This is a genomic window from Nonomuraea terrae (assembly GCF_044465245.1).
Classification (GTDB): Bacteria; Actinomycetota; Actinomycetes; order Streptosporangiales; family Streptosporangiaceae; genus Nonomuraea; species Nonomuraea terrae.
This window is the reverse complement of the sequence record NZ_JBITLL010000003.1, coordinates 78,626-94,976: the sequence shown is the minus strand read 5'-3', so window position 1 is coordinate 94,976 and position 16,351 is coordinate 78,626. Positions and strand designations below refer to the sequence as shown.

11 protein-coding genes are annotated in these 16,351 nt (G+C 73.5%); 4 read left to right on the top strand and 7 right to left on the bottom strand.

The features are described 5' to 3' along the window. The first annotated feature begins 99 nt into the window (after positions 1-99). Positions 100-1,608, top strand: a complete 1,509-nt coding sequence (locus ACIBP6_RS12845) for a GMC family oxidoreductase (RefSeq protein WP_397051679.1) — start codon at positions 100-102, stop codon at positions 1,606-1,608. A gap of 36 nt (positions 1,609-1,644) precedes the next feature. Here the strand turns inward: ACIBP6_RS12845 and ACIBP6_RS12840 are convergent, their stop codons facing one another. Next, positions 1,645-3,411 carry a potassium/proton antiporter gene (locus ACIBP6_RS12840; RefSeq protein ID WP_397051677.1) on the bottom strand — a complete coding sequence of 589 codons (1,767 nt, stop codon included), beginning with the start codon at positions 3,409-3,411 and terminating at the stop codon, positions 1,645-1,647. Positions 3,412-3,613: 202 nt separating this feature from the next. On the opposite strand from ACIBP6_RS12840, the gene ACIBP6_RS12835 reads away from it, so the two are divergent. Together ACIBP6_RS12835 and ACIBP6_RS12830 are read left to right on the top strand one after the other, a co-directional pair. Continuing rightward, positions 3,614-4,633 (top strand): HAMP domain-containing sensor histidine kinase, encoded by a 1,020-nt coding sequence (locus tag ACIBP6_RS12835; RefSeq protein WP_397051675.1) that lies wholly within the window; start codon positions 3,614-3,616, stop codon positions 4,631-4,633. Beyond that, the gene (locus ACIBP6_RS12830) at positions 4,630-5,289 is read left to right on the top strand and encodes a response regulator (protein WP_132615443.1); all 660 of its coding nucleotides are present in this window, start codon (positions 4,630-4,632) and stop codon (positions 5,287-5,289) included. Before ACIBP6_RS12835 ends, ACIBP6_RS12830 begins: the two co-directional genes overlap by 4 nt. Here ACIBP6_RS12830 and ACIBP6_RS12825 read toward each other — a convergent pair whose 3' ends face one another. The 4 genes from ACIBP6_RS12825 to ACIBP6_RS12810 are packed head-to-tail and all read right to left on the bottom strand — an operon-like array spanning position 5,290 to position 11,599. After that, complete coding sequence (locus ACIBP6_RS12825; protein WP_397051673.1) at positions 5,290-6,231, bottom strand: hypothetical protein; 942 nt, start codon at positions 6,229-6,231, stop codon at positions 5,290-5,292. Beyond that, positions 6,228-8,654, bottom strand: coding sequence for an AAA family ATPase (locus ACIBP6_RS12820; RefSeq protein ID WP_397051671.1), 2,427 nt, complete (start codon positions 8,652-8,654; stop codon positions 6,228-6,230). The genes ACIBP6_RS12825 and ACIBP6_RS12820 overlap by 4 nt, the downstream gene beginning before the upstream one ends. Beyond that, positions 8,654-9,793 (bottom strand): exonuclease SbcCD subunit D, encoded by a 1,140-nt coding sequence (locus tag ACIBP6_RS12815; protein ID WP_132615440.1) that lies wholly within the window; start codon positions 9,791-9,793, stop codon positions 8,654-8,656. The genes ACIBP6_RS12820 and ACIBP6_RS12815 overlap by 1 nt, the downstream gene beginning before the upstream one ends. Before the next feature lie 15 nt (positions 9,794-9,808). Next, entirely contained in the window at positions 9,809-11,599 is a 1,791-nt protein-coding gene (locus tag ACIBP6_RS12810; protein ID WP_397051669.1) for an ATP-binding protein, read from the bottom strand. A gap of 380 nt (positions 11,600-11,979) precedes the next feature. Here ACIBP6_RS12810 and ACIBP6_RS12805 point away from each other — a divergent pair, with 380 nt between their 5' ends. Beyond that, positions 11,980-13,311 carry a sensor histidine kinase gene (locus ACIBP6_RS12805; RefSeq protein WP_397051667.1) on the top strand — a complete coding sequence of 444 codons (1,332 nt, stop codon included), beginning with the start codon at positions 11,980-11,982 and terminating at the stop codon, positions 13,309-13,311. 7 nt (positions 13,312-13,318) lie between these two features. Here ACIBP6_RS12805 and ACIBP6_RS12800 read toward each other — a convergent pair whose 3' ends face one another. Continuing rightward, positions 13,319-14,209, bottom strand: a complete 891-nt coding sequence (locus ACIBP6_RS12800; RefSeq protein ID WP_397051665.1) for a glycerophosphodiester phosphodiesterase family protein — start codon at positions 14,207-14,209, stop codon at positions 13,319-13,321. A 124-nt stretch (positions 14,210-14,333) separates the two neighbouring features. Further along, entirely contained in the window at positions 14,334-16,316 is a 1,983-nt protein-coding gene (locus tag ACIBP6_RS12795) for a SpoIIE family protein phosphatase (RefSeq protein ID WP_397051663.1), read from the bottom strand. Between the last annotated feature and the right edge of the window lie 35 nt (positions 16,317-16,351).

Below are 16,351 nucleotides of genomic sequence, written 5' to 3'. Positions count from 1 at the left end.
AGATCCGGGTGCACGGGGCACCCGTCGCCCGGCTGCCTCGCCGTGCCCTGCGGGGGTTCGCACGGGAGGCCAGCGCCGGGGACCTGAGACTGGAGAGACATGCACTCCTTCGATTACGTGGTGGTGGGGGCGGGGAGCGCCGGTTGTGTGGTCGCCGCGCGACTGTCGCAAGACCCGCGGACCAGGGTCCTCCTCGTGGAGGCCGGCACGCCGGACGGTCCCGAGTCGATGGCCGTCCCGCCCGCCTGGCCCACGCTGATCGGCAGCTCGGCCGACTGGGGATTCGTCACCGTGCCGCAGTCCGGCACGATGGACGTCGTCCACCCCTATCCCAGGGGCAAGGTGTTCGGGGGAAGCAGCAGTATCAACGCCATGGCGTTCCTGCGCGGTCACCGCAGCAGCTACGACGCCTGGGCGGCGAACGGCGCGACCGGCTGGGCGTACGACGACCTGCTGCCCTACTTCAAGCGCTCCGAGCGGGCAGCCGGGCGCGATCCGCGCCACCGGGGCGCCGACGGCCCGATGACGGTGGCGCCACCCAGGAACGGCCACCCCCTCGCGTACGACTACCTCGAGGCCGCCGTCGAGGCCGGTTACGCCACCTCCCCCGACCTGAACGGCGAGCACCAGGAGGGCGTGGCCTGGCTGGAGACGAACATCGTCGACGGGCGGCGCTTCTCCGTGGCCGAGGGCTACCTGCGCCCGATCCTCACCCGGCCGAACCTCACTGTGATCTCCAGCGCGCTGGTCCACCGGGTCGTCGTGAGGGACGGCCGGTGCACCGGGATCGAGTACTCGATCAACGGCGATCTCCGCAGCGCGCGGGCCGAACGCGAGGTCATCCTCAGCGCCGGCTCGATCGGGTCGGCGCAGCTGCTCATGCTCTCCGGCATCGGCCCCGCCGCCCACCTGCGCGAGCACGGCCTCGACGTCCTGGCCGACCTGCCGGGGGTCGGCGGCAATCTCCAGGACCACCCGCTGGCCGGGATCACCTACTCCGCGACCAAGCCCGTCCCGCCGACGGCCAACCAGCACAGCGACCTCATCGCCATGGTGCGCACCCGCCCGGAGCTGATGTCCCCCGACCTCCAACTGATCTTCCTGGACATCATGTACCACCCGCCGACACTGATCGGCCCCGAGCACGGGTACACGATCGGGTTCAGCCTCATGCAGCCGCACAGCAGGGGCAGCGTCCGGCTCACCGGCGCCGACCCCGCTGCCGCCCCGCTGATCGACCCCAACTTCCTCGGCGACGAGCGGGACGTCGAGACGATGGTGACCGGGCTGCGGATGGCGCGGGAGGTCGGCGAGGCCGAGGCGCTGGCCGGGTGGCGGGGCAAGGAGGAGCTGCCCAGCGCCGCCGTCCAGGACGACGCCGGGCTCGCGGCCTACGTGCGCAGCGTGACGGGGCCGTACTTCCACCCGGTCGGGACGTGCCGTATCGGCGACGACCTGTTCGGCGTCGTGGACACCAGGTTGCGTGTCCACGGCATCGACGGCCTGCGGGTGGTGGACGCCTCGGTGATGCCGTCGATCGTCGCGGCGAACCCGAACGCGACCGTCATCGCGATCGCCGAACGCGCCGCCGACCTCATCACCGCCTGACGCGCCCGTCCTGGACGCGCCGCCGGGGGAAGCCCTTCACTCTCCGCCTCGGCCCCTCGGGCGTGCGCCGGGCCGCGCGGTGTCCGACACGGGACGTCGCGCGGCCTCAGGGCGGGCGGGCCGCTCCGAACGGGCGGTCCGGTCCGGCGGGGGAGAAGGCGCCCCATCGGCTGCGGCCCGGGAGCCGGCACCACCGGCCGAGGCCCGGAAGTCCGCTTCGCCTGATGAGGCCCGGGAGTCCGCTTCGCCGGACGGGCCCCGGGAGCCCGCTTCGCCGGACGAGGGCCGGGGGCGAGGCGGGCGCGGGTTCCGGCTTGTGGAGGTGGCCGTGTGCCAGCGGGCCAGCCGCCCGCCCCGGCCCACCTCGCGCAGACGATCCTCCACGGCCGTGCGGGTGGCGCCGGTGGTGACGATCAGCGCCTGGTCGCCCTGGAGCAGCCGGGTGCCGCCGTCCGGCACGAACGTCCGGCCTTCCCGTACGACGAGCGTGACCACGGCGGGGCTCGGCAGGCGCAGCTCGAAGATCTCCACGCCGTGCAGCCGCGAGCCGGGCGGCACGGACACGGTGAGCAGTTCGGCGCCGACCGTGTCCAGCGGCGCGGACTCGATGTCCACCTCCTGCGGCTGGTCGGCCCGCGCCACCCCCAGCAACCGCCCGACGGCGGGCAGCGTCGGCCCCTGCACCAGCGTGAAGACGACCACCAGGACGAACACGAGGTTCAGCAGCGTGCCGCTGCCCGGCACGGCCGCCACGATGGGGAACGTGGCCAGCACGATCGGCACCGCCCCGCGCAGCCCCGCCCACGAGATGAACGCCTGGTCGCGCAGCGGCACGCGGAACGGCGCCAGGCACGCCACCACCGACAGCGGCCGGGCCACCAGCAGCAGCACCAGCCCGGCCAGCAGCGCCGGCACCACGGCCGAGCCGAGCTCGCTCGGGTCGACGAGCAGCCCCAGCATGACGAACAGGCCGATCTGCGCCAGCCACGCCAGCCCCTCGGCGAACGACCGGGTGGCGGCCCGGTGCGGCAGCACCGCGTTGCCCAGCACGATCCCCGCCAGGTACGCGGCCAGGAACCCCGAGGCGTTCGCGGCGCCGGCCGCGGCGAAGGCGAGGATGCCCAGCCCCAGCGTCGTCAGCGGGTACAAGCCGCTGGCCGGCAGGGCCACGTACCGCAGGGCGGCCACCCCGATCCGGCCGACGAGCAGCCCGACGACGGCTCCCACGGCCAGCTGGTAGCCCACCTGCCCGGCCACGTCCGCCGGATCGGGCAGCCCGGCCGTGGTGCTGAAGACCAGCACGAGGATGACGGTGGGCGCGTCGTTGAACCCCGACTCGGCCTCCACGATGCCGGCCAGCCGCCGCGGCAGCGGCAGCGCCCGCAGCACGGCGAACACCGCGGCGGCGTCCGTGGAGGACACGATGGCGCCCAGCAGCAGCGCCAGCCGCCACTCCATGCCCAGCAGCAGGTGCGCGCCCGCCGCGGTGACCACGACGCTGACCGCCACGCCGAAGGTGGCCAGCAGCGCCGACGGGGCCAGCATCCGGCGCAGGTCGCTCCACCGGGTGCTCAGCCCGCCCTCGATCAGGATGATCGCCAGCGCGGCGGTGCCCAGCGTCTGGGCGGCCTGGGCGTTGTCGAAGTCGATGCCGAGGACGTCCTCGCCGAGCAGCAGGCCGAGGGCCAGGAACAGCAGCAGGCTCGGCAGCCCGAGCCGCGTGGCGGTGCGCGCGGCGGCGATCGAGGCCAGCAGGACCACGCCCCCGGCGAGCAGGACGCCGTACAACTGCTGCAAAGTCACGCGTGTTCTCCCGGCCCCTTCTGCCTGGGCCCCTTCTGTTCGTTCTGGTGGGGATCCCCCCGCCAGTCTCAGGGACCACACCCCACCTCCGCCATCGGTGCTGCCACCCATTCAGGCCGGTGCCGGACATGTAGAGACGGCGTGCGGTATGGGGGATGACTCGGATGGACAGTACCCGCTGGTCACGGGCAGGGTGGAGGGTATGAATGCTGCAGCGACCAGGTACTCCGCACCCCGCCATGACGCGGGCGGGCGTCCGACGGCCTCGGCGCTGTTCCGGCGGATCACCCTCATCAACGGGCTGGTGTTCACCACCGGGCTGACGGTGCTGGCGCTGTCGCCGGCCACGGTGTCCTCGCCGGTGCTGCTGACCGAGCTGCCGATCCTCGCCGCCGGGCTCGCCCTGATGCTGGCCGCGAACGCGTACCTGCTGCGCCGCAGCCTGGCGCCGCTGAGCGCGCTGACCACGCTGATGGAGCGGGTGGACCTGCTGCGTCCCAAGACCCGCATCGCGCAGGGCGGGACGGGCGACCTCGGAGCGGTGATCGCCACCTTCAACGCCATGCTCGACCGGCTGGAGGCGGAGCGCAGCGCCAGCGCCGCCCACGCGCTGGCCGTCCAGGAGGCCGAACGGCAGCGCATCGCGCGCGAGCTGCACGACGAGATCGGCCAGAGCCTCACCGTGGTCCTGCTCGGGCTCAAGCGCACCCTCGACCGCGCCCCCGCCGAGCTGCGCGAGGAGCTGCGCACCGCTCAGGAGACCGTCCGCGCCAGCCTCGACGAGGTACGCCGCATCGCCCGGCGGCTGCGGCCCGGCGTGCTGGAGGACCTCGGCCTGATGGCCGCCATGAACCAGCTGGCCGGCGAGTTCACCGACGTCAGCGGCGTACCCGTGAGGCGCCGCTTCGACCCGGGGCTGCCCGGCCTCGGCGGCGAGGCCGAGCTGGTGATCTACCGCATCGCCCAGGAAGGACTGACCAACATCGCCCGCCACGCCCGAGCCTCCGCCGCCGAGCTGTCCCTGACGGCCGGCGACGGCACCGTGCTGCTGCGCATCGCCGACAACGGCCGCGGCGGCCCCATCGAGGAGGGCACCGGCATCCGCGGCATGCGCGAACGCGCCATGCTCATCGGCGCCGACCTCACCGTCGACGCCCGCCCAGGCGGCGGCACCGAAGTGCGGCTGACCGTTCCCCTTCCCACCGGAAAGGTGTCGTCGTGACCGCCGCGACCCGCATCCTGCTCGCCGACGACCACGCCCTGGTGCGCCACGGCCTGCGGATGATCCTCGACGCCGAGCCCGACCTGACCGTGGTCGCCGAGGCCGGCGACGGCGCCGAGGCGATCGAGCTGGCCACCCACGCCGGCGCCGACGTCGACCTTGCCATCCTCGACATCGCCATGCCACGCCTGACCGGCATCCAGGCCGCCCGCGAGATCTCCCGCCGCGCGCCCGGCATCCGGCTGCTCATGCTCTCGATGTACGACAACGAGCAGTACTTCTTCGAATCGCTCAAGGCCGGCGCCTGCGGGTACGTGCTCAAGTCGGTGGCCGACCGCGACCTGCTGGAGGCGTGCCGGGCCGCCATGCGCGGCGAGCCGTTCTTCTACCCGGGGGCGATCACCGCGCTCATCCGCGACTACCTGCAGCGTCACCGGCAGGGCGAGACGATCCCCGACTCCGTGCTGACGCCGCGCGAGGAGGAGATCGTCAAGCTCATCGCCGAGGGCCACTCCAGCAAGGAGATCGCCGACATGCTGGTGATCAGCGTCAAGACCGTCGACCGGCACCGCGCCAACATCCTGGCCAAGCTCGGCCTGCGCGACCGGCTGGAGCTGACCCGCCACGCCATCCGGGCCGGACTGATCGAGCCCTGACTATCCGGCCGCGGTGCGCAGCGCGCGATAGAGCAGCCGGCCGTCGCCCAGGTGGTGGCGCAGCAGCTTCTCCAGGCCGCCGATCGGGATCAGGTTCTGCGGCGCACGGGGGTCCTTGTAGTCGACGCCGGCCAGCGGCGGCAGGGCGAGGGTGACCGCGTCGGCCAGCCGTACCGCCTCGGCCGGGTCGAGGTCGGCGCCGGCCTCGCAGCGCGCCACGCCCGCCCACGGCGCGGACGACTGGACGGGCAGGCGTACGTACCAGGCGTGCCGCCGCCAGCTCGTGCCCATGAGGAACACGGGTGTGCGCTGCCCGGCGGCGAGCGCGCCGACCACCGCGGACTGCGCCGGCGGCAGGTACGCCGTGTGGTGCGTCTTGATGTAGCCCACCGTGCGCGGCAGGTGCGTACGCCCCCGCAGCGGCCCGTCCACCAGCAGCAGGTCGTCGCCGTGCGAGCGGTGCCGCACCGCCAGGTCCACCTCCAACTGGGTGACCTGCCGCTGCAGCGCCAGCGACAGCTCCTCGAAGCTCGCGTCGGCGGCCCGGCCGGGCTGGTAGGTGGCGTGCGTGGTCTTGACCTCGGGCGCGTGCGGCGAGGCCGAGATCAGCGTCCGGTTGACCTGGACGTCCACCAGGTCGGCGCCGCCGGGCCCGCACCGGACGATCCCGGCCGCGTACGAGGCGGCGATGCCGGGCACGGGCATCGGCGCGTCCGGGTCGTGCACCCACACCCGCGCGTCGATCCTGCGCACGCCGTCGGCCACCAGCAGCGTGCCGGGGGCCGACGCGCCGGGGCCGGGCGTGACGGGCTTCCAGTCGCCGGCCGGCCGCTCGATGTCGAGGACCAGCTCGGCGCTGGTGGAGCCCATCTCGGCGAGGTTCTCGACGGCGAGGGCGGCCGCGTAGCCGGGATCCCACGGGTCGACGGTGAAGCCCGTCATGGAGCGATGGCCGCCTTCCGCACGTGGGAGCCGTTGCCGTCGCGCCTGACCTCGAAGCGCACCGGCACGCGGTCGGCCAGGGCGGGCACGTGCGTGACGACGCCGATCATGCGCTCCTGGCCGGCGGCGAGGCGTTCGAGGGTGGTGGCCACGGTGTCGAGGGTCGCCGGGTCGAGCGTGCCGAAGCCCTCGTCCAGGAAGATCGAGTCGAGACCGCGGGCGACGGCGCCGGACAGCGCCAGCGCCAGGGCCAGGGCGGCCTGGAACGTCTCGCCGCCGGACAGCGTGCGGGCGCTGCGCCGCATGCCGGCCTCGCCGTAGTCGATGACCTCGATGTCGCCGGTCTTGTCGGCCAGGGCCAGCTCGTACTGGCCGTCGGACAGCTCGCGCAGCGTGTCGGAGGCCGAGGCGACCAGCACGGCGAGGGCCTCGGCGCACAGCCAGCGCTCGAAGGCGTTGGCCCGCAGCCGCAGGGCCAGCTCGTGGGCGACCTTGGCCTCGTGCTCCTTGGCGGCGACCTGGCGTTCGAGGTCGGCGGCGCGCCTGCGCTCCTCGCGCAGGCGTTCGAGGGCGGCGTCGGCGCGGGCGACGGCGGTGGCGACGGCGGCGCCGAGCTGGTCGGGCGAGGCGTCGGGAGGTGCGACCACGCCGTGCTCGGCCAGCCGCTCGGTCAGCCGGCGGCGGTGGGCGGCGAGCAGGTCGCGCGCCCGGGTGAGCCGCTCCTCGCGCTCGGTGAGCGCGGCCTGGGCGGCCCGCGCGGCGCGGTCGCGCCAGCCCAGCAGGTCGGTCCAGGCGCGGTGCAGGTCGTCGCGGTCGAGGGGTGGCGGCGGGTCGTCCTGGTGGCCGGAGACGAGCAGCCGGTCGCGGGCGGCCTCCAGGTCGCGCCAGGCGGTCTCGGCCTGGCGTTCGGCCTGCGCGGCGGCGGCCCGCGCCTTGTCGAGGCGGGCGCGGCCGGCCCGCAGCGCCTGGCGGGCCTCGCCGGCGACCTCCTCGGCCTTGGCGATGGCGGCCAGCGTGCCTTCGAGCGCGGCCCGGTCGGCGGAGGCGGGCAGCGCGGCCAGCTCCGACTCCAGCCGGTCGGCCTGCGCCGCCAGCATGGACGCCGACGTCTCGGCGCGGGCGTGCGCGGACCTGGCGCGCTCCGCCCGCTCGCGGGCGCCCGCCAGGGCCCGGTCGGCGGTGCGCATGTCGGCGGGCGCGTCGTGACGGGGCAGCTCGGCGACCGGGTGCCGGCAGACCGGGCACGGCTCCCCGACGGCCAGCCGGGCGACCAGGTGGGCGGCGGCGTGGGCGTCGCGCAGGCGTTCGCGCTGGGCCTCGGCGGCGGCCAGCGCCTGCTCGGCCGTCTCCCGCGCGGTGGCCAGCTCGCCGAGCGACGCCGCCGCGGCGCCTGCCTCGGCGCGGGCGCGGGCGGCTTCGGCAGCCAGGCGTTCGCGGGCGTCCAGCGCGGCCAGCGCCGCGCGCGGCGCGCCCTGGTCGCCCAGCGCGGTCAGCTCCTCGTACGCCTCGTGGTCGTCGGCCTCCAGGGTCTCGACCTCGGCGGCCAGCCGTTCGGCCGCCTCGGTGGCGGCGCGGCCGGCCGAGGCCAGCGTGGGCACCGCGGCGGGCATGCGCAGCGACGCCAGCACCGACCGGCGCTCGGCGACGGCGGCCCGCTCCTGCTCGGCGCGGCGGATGTCGTCCTCGCGGGAGCGCAGCAGGCCGAGGTCGGAGCCGATGGTGTCGGACAGCCGGCGCAGCGCCGCGAGCCGGTCGGCCAGCTCCCGCTCGGCCTCGTCGGTGGCGCCGGACAGCTTGGCGAGCTGGTCGCGGGCGAACGAGGCGGCCTGCTTGGCGGCCTCCTCCTCGCGGGCCGCGCTCTGCCGGATGCGCTCGTAGACGTCGGCGTCGAGCAGCTGCACCAGCAGGTCCTGCCGCTCGCGCGGCGCGGCGTGCAGGAACTCGGCGAAGCGGCCCTGCGGCAGCACCACGCACTGGGTGAAGAACCGGTACTCAAGCCCCGTCACCCGCTGCGCCTCCGGGGTGACGTTCTCACCCTCGGCGATCGGCCGCACCACCGCGTCGAAGACCTGGTCGAGCGGCGCGGCCGGGTCGAGCTCGTCGAGCCTGGCCTCCTTGGTGCGCACCGCCCCCTTGGCGTCGCGCACCATCGAGCGGGCCACGCCGTAGCGGCGGCCGTCGCTGTCGAACACCATCGCCACCTTTCCTGCCGCGACCGAGGGGGCCAGGGCGTGGGCGACGGCGTTCTCCCGGCCCCAGCGCGGCACGGTGCCGTACAGCGCGAAGCAGATCGCGTCGATGATGGTGCTCTTGCCGGCGCCGGTGGGTCCGACGAGGGCGAAATACTCCGTGTCGGAGAAGTCGACGGTCACCGGCTCGCGGAAGCTGCCGAAGTGGTCCAGGTGCAGCAGGAGGGGGCGCATCAGCCGGTCACCTCGTCGTAGAGCCGGTCGAACAGGGTGGCCACCTGCTCGTCGTGGCGGCCGGTGGCGTTCAGGTACTCGCGGAACAGCTCGCGCGGGCTGCGGTCGGGGGAGCCGGCCTTGCGGGTGGCGGGAACGGGCCTGAACCGCTCGTCCAGGACGACGTCCACGGCGCCCGACAGCACGCCGCGCACGTCGTCGGCCAGGCCGACGCGGGGTTTCTCCTCCACGATCACCTTGAGCCAGTCGTCGCCCGGCTCGATGGCCTCCAGCTCCTCCAGCGTGCCGCGTACGGTGCGCAGCCGGCGGGCCGAGGCGAACGCCAGCTCCTCCACCACGGCCGGCCGGCCCGGCGTGACCTCGACCAGCAGCGCACCCGGCGTGTTGCCCTCCTCGCCGAAGTCGACGGCCAGCGGCGAGCCGCTGTACCAGATCGGGCAAGGGCCGGGAATCTGCTGGCGGCGGTGCAGGTGGCCGAGGGCGGCGTACTGGGTGACGGGCGGGAACGCGGTCGGCTCGAAGTAGTAGGAGAAGATCGACTGCGCCTCGCGCTCGCCCCCGCCGAACGCGCCGCCCGGCAGCGTGCCGTGGGTGGTGACCAGGTTGACGGTGTCGGCGTGGAAGCCCGCGGTGAGCGCGCCGATCAGCTCGCCGACGCGGGAGGCGTAGTCGCGGTTGTGATCGGCGGCGGTGCCGGTGAGCACCTCGGCGGCGCGTACGACGTACCGGTGCGACAGGAACGGCAGCACCGCGAGGCGCACCGGCTCGCCCGAGCGCGCGGTGAAGGCGAGAGTGCCGCCCGCGTCGGGGCGCCGGAACGTGCCGAGCACGTGCAGCCCCAGCTTGCCCAGCACGGGCCGGTAGACCTCAAGCAGCTGCGGGTTGTCGTGGTTGCCGGCCAGCACCACGACGTCGCGGCCGTCGCCGCGCAGCGCCATGAGCGCGTTGAGCACCAGCGACTGCGCCTCCGGCGTCGGCGCCGAGGTGTCGAACAGGTCGCCGGCCACGATGACGGCGTCGACGTCGTGCGTGCGTGCCGCGCCGACGAGCTCGCGCAGCACCTCGCGGTGCTCGTCGAGGCGGGGACGGCCCTTGAGCACCTTGCCCACGTGCCAGTCCGCGGTGTGCAGGATCTTCACGAGACCACCTGGGGGTTAGAAGGGCGGGATGTCGTCTTCGACGCCGGGCAGGCCCTGGAACGGGTCGCCTCCCGTGGCCGTCGTGCGGGCCGACGGTCGCGCCGCGGCCTCGGAGGGCCGGGTCGCCCAGGCGGGGAACGGGAAGACCACCGCCAGCGGCACCGGGATCTCCGGCTGGGCGACGAACATGGTGCCCGGTTTGGCGATCGTGGCGCGTTCGCGGACGGCCGTAGGCAGCCAGCCGTACTCCGAGCGGGCGGCCTCGGCCGGGTCGAGGCGGCCGGCGACGCGGACGGCGCTGTTGGAGACGATGCGCCGCTCCACCTCCGAGGCGGTCTGCTGGGCGCCGATGAGGATGACGCCGAGCGAGCGGCCCCGCTCGGCGACGTCGAGCAGGATCTCCTTGATGGGGGAGTCGCCCTCGCGCGGGGCGTACTTGTTGAGCTCGTCCAGCACCACGAACAGCAGCGGCCGGGCGGTGCCGGAGGACTCCTTGCGGTGGAACTCGCCGCGCAGCACCACGCCGACCACGAACCGCTGCGCCCGCTCGGGCAGGTTGTGCAGGTCGACGATCGACACCTGCGCGTCGGACGTGCGCACCTGGTGGTTGCGGAAGAACGGCAGGTCGCCGCGGACGATCGGGGACAGCGGGCGCACGGCGCTGCGCAGCCGGCGCAGGAAGGCGTTGACCGTGCCGAGGGGCGTCTGCGCGCCCGTCCACTCGCGCCGGGCCTCCTCCTCCTGCAGCTCGTCGGACAGCAGCTCCACCAGGTCGCCGAACGTCCGGCAGGACGTGCCGCGCACCCTGACCGCGCCGCCGTCGCCCACCGGCTCGGCCCACGCCTTCAGCCGCGCGGCGACCTGGCCGACCAGCAGGGAGTAGCCGGCCCGCTCGTCGTCGGCGTCGGCGAAGACGAACCGCAGCAGCTCCTCCTCGCAGAACTCCACCAGCGTCCAGTAGAAGGCGCTGACCCCCTGCGTGCGGGAGGCGACGTGCGGCACGCCGTTGGGGTCGCCGGGGCGCGGTGGCGCGAACACGTGGACGCTGCCGAACGCCTTGGCGGGCAGCCCCAGCCGGCCGTAGACGTCTCTGGCCCGCTCGTCCAGCCGGAGGTTGTCGTGGTCGAGGAAGAGCAGGTCCTCGCCCTTGACGGAGAAGATCAGCGCCTTGGTGTTGGCCGCCTCGCCCGCCAGCACCCCCGAGTTGAAGATCGAGAACAGCAGGAACGTGGCGAAGGAGGTCTTCGTGGCCACGCCGGAGACGCCGGAGATCGACACGTGGGCGCCGCGGGTGCCGTCGAGGAAGTCGAAGTTCACGTAGAGCGGCTGTCCGTCGCGGCCCATCCCGAGGGGGATGCGGCGGTCCATCACGTCGAAGTAGAGCGCCTGGTCGCGGTCGTCCGAGCCGGCGAGGTAGACCTTGGCGCCGGGCAGCGGTGGCACGAACACCTCCGGCTCGACCCGCGTCACCCGCACCTCGGCGACCTCGACCACGGCCGCCGGCAGCGCGCCGTCGGCGATCAGGAAGACGTCGGAGTCGTACGCGGCGCCCTCGTGGCGTGCCTCCACGGTCGTCACCACCCCCGCCACCAGCACGGGGCCGTAGCCGGGCACGTCGCGTCTGGTCACCACCACGTCGTCGAGCTGGACGACCTTGCCCGGCTCCAGGCCGACCCAGAACGACAGCGGCGAGGCCGCCTGGGTGCCGAGCACCCGCCCGACCGCCTCACCGGCCCGCCTGCCCGTCGGAGGGCCCGCCGCCTGATGATCCGCCGCCTGATGATCCGCCGCCCCGTTGACCGTCACTCATCCCTCCGCCCTCACAAAACCCGTCCTAAGGGAGAGTAGTGGGACCTGGGGGTGCGCCTGCGGCTCATCCGGTCACGCGTCCCGAGCGGGGCCGGTGGCGGACTTTGTCCTTTGCTCATCTCGACCCTTCCTTGGCCAAGGAATGGTCATGCGTCTCTAGTGGTTCGGGGATATAAGTCCTTATTGCACCTTTATGGGGCCCTACGTCCCTTATACGCACCTTATGGTGTGGTACCTCCGAGGGGTGCCGAGGACGCCGAACGGGGAAGACGGGGGAGGAACCCGGATTGTCACCACTGCCACGGCCACGCTCCATCCGGGCGCGGTACACGGTAGTAGCGGCCGTGTTCTCAATGGTCATTCTGACGCTGCTCGGTGTGACACTCGATCTCACGATCCGCTACAAGGTCCAGGCCGACTCCTTCGACCAGGCCGAACGGGTGGCCAGCCAGTGGAGCGCGGCGGCACGCAACGGCATCGTCCCGCACCGCATGCCCGCCTACCCTCCGGTCGATCTCGTCCAGATCGTCGACTCTCACATGCGGGTCGTCGACTCCAGCAAGGCCGCGTCCGACACCGTGCCGCTCAGCACGCTGCGCCCCCCGCCCGACGACCGGTTCCAGCGGCGCATCGAGTGCGGCGAGGATCACCACTGCGTGATGCTGATGGCCATCCGGCTGACCCCCGAGGCGGACGCGGGGGTGGTGTTCGCCGGGCTGCCGGAGCCGTCCGTGCTGTCCACGCACCGCCTGGAGCACATCATCGTCGGCGGGATCCTGCTGCTGGTGTCCGTGGCGGCGTGGACCACGTGGGCGCTGGTCGGGCGTACGCTGCGGCCCGTCGAGGCCATCCGGGCGCGGATCTCCGAGATCACCGTGAGCGACCTGAGCCTGCGGGTGCCCGTCCCTCCCGGCAGGGACGAGCTCGCGCAGCTCAGCGTCACCGCCAACCAGACCCTCGCCCGCCTGGAGAGCGCCGTACGGCAGCAGCGCGAGTTCGCCTCCACGACCTCCCACGAGCTGCGCTCGCCGCTCGCCGGGCTGCGCACGCAGCTGGAGGAGGCGCTGACGTACCCCGACGAGGTCGATCCCCGCGAGACGATCCGCACCGCGCTGACGTCCGCCGACCGGCTGGAGGCGATCGTCAACGACCTGCTGGTCCTCGCCCGGCTGCGGGTCACCGACGCGCCGCCCGAGCCGATCGACCTCGGTGATCTCGTCTCCGCCGAGGTCAAGCTCCAGCCGCACCGCCTGCCGATGAACGTCCGCGCCACCACCGGCCTGATGATCAGCGGCTCGCGGATGCAGCTCATCCGTGTCCTGGACAACCTGATGGTCAACGCGCAGCGGCACGCGGAGTCGTCCGTCGAGATCACCGTCGAGCAGGACGGTGACCAGGCCGTCGTCGCGGTCACCGACGACGGCCCCGGAGTCGCCCCGGCCAACCGTGAGCGCATCTTCGAGCGGTTCGTCCGGCTCGACGACTCCCGCCGCCGTGATCCCGGCGGCAGCGGGCTGGGCCTGGCCATCTCCCGCGACATCGCCCGCGCCCACCACGGCACCCTGCGCGTGGAGGACTCACCGAAGGGCGCCCGGTTCGTCCTGCGCCTGCCGCTCGCGGACCGGCCGGACGGACCCGTGCACCTCCATCCCGCGCGGGGCGAGCTCGCCCCCGCCCGCAAGGGGGACGGCGGCACGATCGGGGACTGACTCGTCGTCAGCGCTTGCCGTGCGGCCGGTACGCCTTCGGCAGCGTGAAACCGCGCTCGGCCATGACCTTCCGCAGCAGGTCAGGGTAGTTCGTGATGACGCCGTCCACGCCGGCGTCGATCATCGCGTTCATCGTGGCCTCGTCGTCGGCGGTCCACGGGATGACCTTGAGGCCCAGGCGGTGCGCCTCGTCCACGAGCTCCTTGGTCACGTACGGCCGGTACTCCGGGTCGCCGACGCCGCTGCCCTCGGGCGAGCCGGGCAGTGGGGAGAAGGCGCCGGCGCCGAACGACTTGACGGCCTTCAGCGGGTCGCCGCCGAAGTCGTCCAGGTCGATCCCGCCGAGCCACACCTCCATGCCGGGCGCCCCCTGGTAGTCGGGGTTGGTCAGCGCCACCAGCGGCAGCCGCGGCTCGACCTCGCGCATCCGCATCAGGGCGCCCCAGTCGAAGCTCTGGATGGTGACCTGCCGCAGCATCCCCGCCGCGCGGATCTCCTTCGCCGCCACCTGGACGAACTGCTCACGCGGCGCGGTCTCCTGCGGCGCGCCCGCCTCGACCTTGGTCTCGACGTTCAGCTTCACCTGGTGGGCGCGATAGCGCTTGACCAGGTCGAAGACCTCGCGCAGCAGCGGCATCCGCGCGCCGGGCGCGGCCTGCTGGCCGGGGAACTCCGGCAGCGGCCGCGAGCCGCAGTCGAGGGTCCTGATCTGCCGGAGGTTCAGCGTCTTGACGAGCTTGCCCGCGTACGGGTACTCCGGGTCGCCGGCGAAGGCCGGGCCGGTGTCCTGGCACTTGCGGCCGTCGATCCGCCGGTCGTGGGTGACGACCGCCTGGCCGTCCTCGGGGCCGCCGCCACCACGCCGCCCAGCGCCGCGACCACCGCGACCTTCCACCATGTACGCATATGTCCCCCTTTTGTTGGGCACCCTCTGTCGGTTGCTGGTCAATCCAGCAGAGTGAACTAGTGGGACGAACGGTACATATCGGGCGGTTGATCGCTGGGGGAAGCACGTGTGAGTTTCAGGGCGCGGGCAGCCGTACGGCGATCATGGCGATGTCGTCCTTCATGGACAGCGGCATCCGGACGAGCAGCTCGTCGCAGAAGTCGCCGACGGGCGCACGGGCCAGGGCGGCGGCGTGGCGGCGCAGCCGGTCGAGACCCCTGGCGAGGTTCTCGCCGGGCACCTCCACCAGGCCGTCGGTGTAGAGCAGCAGGGTGCCGCCCGGCGGCAGCTCCGCGACCGCGCTGGTACGGGGCTGGTCGTAGCCGATGCCGAGCAGCGGATTGCGCGCGCCCCTCAGGAAACGCGCCGTGCCGTCGCCGGTGACCAGCAGCGGCGGCGGATGTCCGGCCACCGAGTACTCCAGCTCCCACGCGCCGTCGTCGGCCTTCAGCCGGGCCAGGACGCACGTCGCGGTGCCGTCGGAGTACAGGGACTCGGTGGCGATGTTGAGGCGGCGCAGGATGTCGCCGGGCGGCTCACGGCGGTCCATGGCGAGCCCTCTGAGCATGTTGCGCAGCTGGCTCATGGTCACCGCCGCCGCCAGGTCGTGCCCGACGACGTCGCCGATGGTGAGGATGGCCGCGCCGTCGGGCAGCATGAAGGAGTCGTACCAGTCGCCGCCGATCTCCACCGCACTGGCGCTCGCCCGGTAACGGGCGGTGATCTCCAGCCCCGGCACGTCGGGGGGATCGGGCAGCAGGCAGTCCTGCAGGGCGAGCGCCACCCGCTGCGTCCGCTGGAAGCGCATGGCGTTGCTCAGGTGGGCGTGCGCGTGGTCGAGCATCCGCCGCAGCAGCTCGACGTCCGCCTCGGTGATCGGCTCCTTGTCGCCGCAGATCACCGCGTCCAGCACGGCCGCCACGGCACCGTCCACGATCACCGGGACCAGCGCGACGCTGTTGGCCCCGACCCGCCTGAACCACTCCTCCGCGCCGGGTGGCGCCAGATCGGGTGGCGGCTCGCCCTGAGGGAAGACCCGGTGTACCGGACGGCGGGTCATGACCGCCTCCACGAACCCGCAGTGCGGCGGGAAGGACACCGTCCCCGGCTGCGGCTCCGGCCGGAGGTCCTTGCGCACGATGCTCACGAACCTCTCGGCGACCAGCGGCTGCTGCCGGGTTTCGAGGTCGGGCACCAGGTAGATCCCGCAGCCGTCCAGGACGGTGGGCACGATCACGTTGGTGAGCATGCGCAGCACCTCGTCCAGGCCGGCGATGTCCGCCGTCGCCGCGGCGGCCTGCTCCAGCAGCCTGCCGCGCCGGGCCTCCTGCCACTCCTGCTCGATGTCGGAGCAGGTGCCGACCCACTCGACCGGCGGATCACGCTCGTCCACGGGTACGGCGCGGGCGCGGACGTGCCGGTAGAGGCCGTCCACGGACCGCACCCGGAAGACGTGCTCCCATTGGCCGAGCCTCGCGGCCTGCCGCCACGACCTGCGGACCGCCTGACGGTCCCCGGGATGGACGGCCCGCAGCCAGCCGTCGCCGTGGTAGTCCTTCCAGCTCTGGCCGGTCACGTCCTCCCAGCACCGGCTGGGTTCGATCACCCGGCCGAGTGGCGCCATCACCCACACGATCTGCGCGTCGTCCTGGATGAGGCCCCGGTAGTGCTGCAGGAACCTGTGCCGTTCCGCGACGGAGTCGTCCGGCGCCGCGTTCTCCACGGCGACCACCAGCACGCCGTCGCCACCGGCGGCCAGCGACATCTTCGACAGATGGAGTGACAGCCGCCGCCGGCCCGCCGGGTCGAGAGCGACGTCTCGGAGCCACAGTGGCCGTCCGCCGTCCAGTACCTGGTCGAGCAGCGCGGCGTGCTCGCGGCGCAGCCGCCGCAGCAGCTCCTGGAGGGGCAGCCCGGGCAGGCCGACCGCGCCCTGGAAGGCGACGTCGGCGTAGATCACCCGGTGGTCGCGGCCCCTGGTCACCGCCACCCCGACCGGGGCGGGCTCGTGGGTGTCCGGGGCCGGGCCCGCGTCGCTGGTCTCCGGCTTCATCTCCATGTCACATGGCCTCTGCTGGGAAGCTCCCTTTTGGC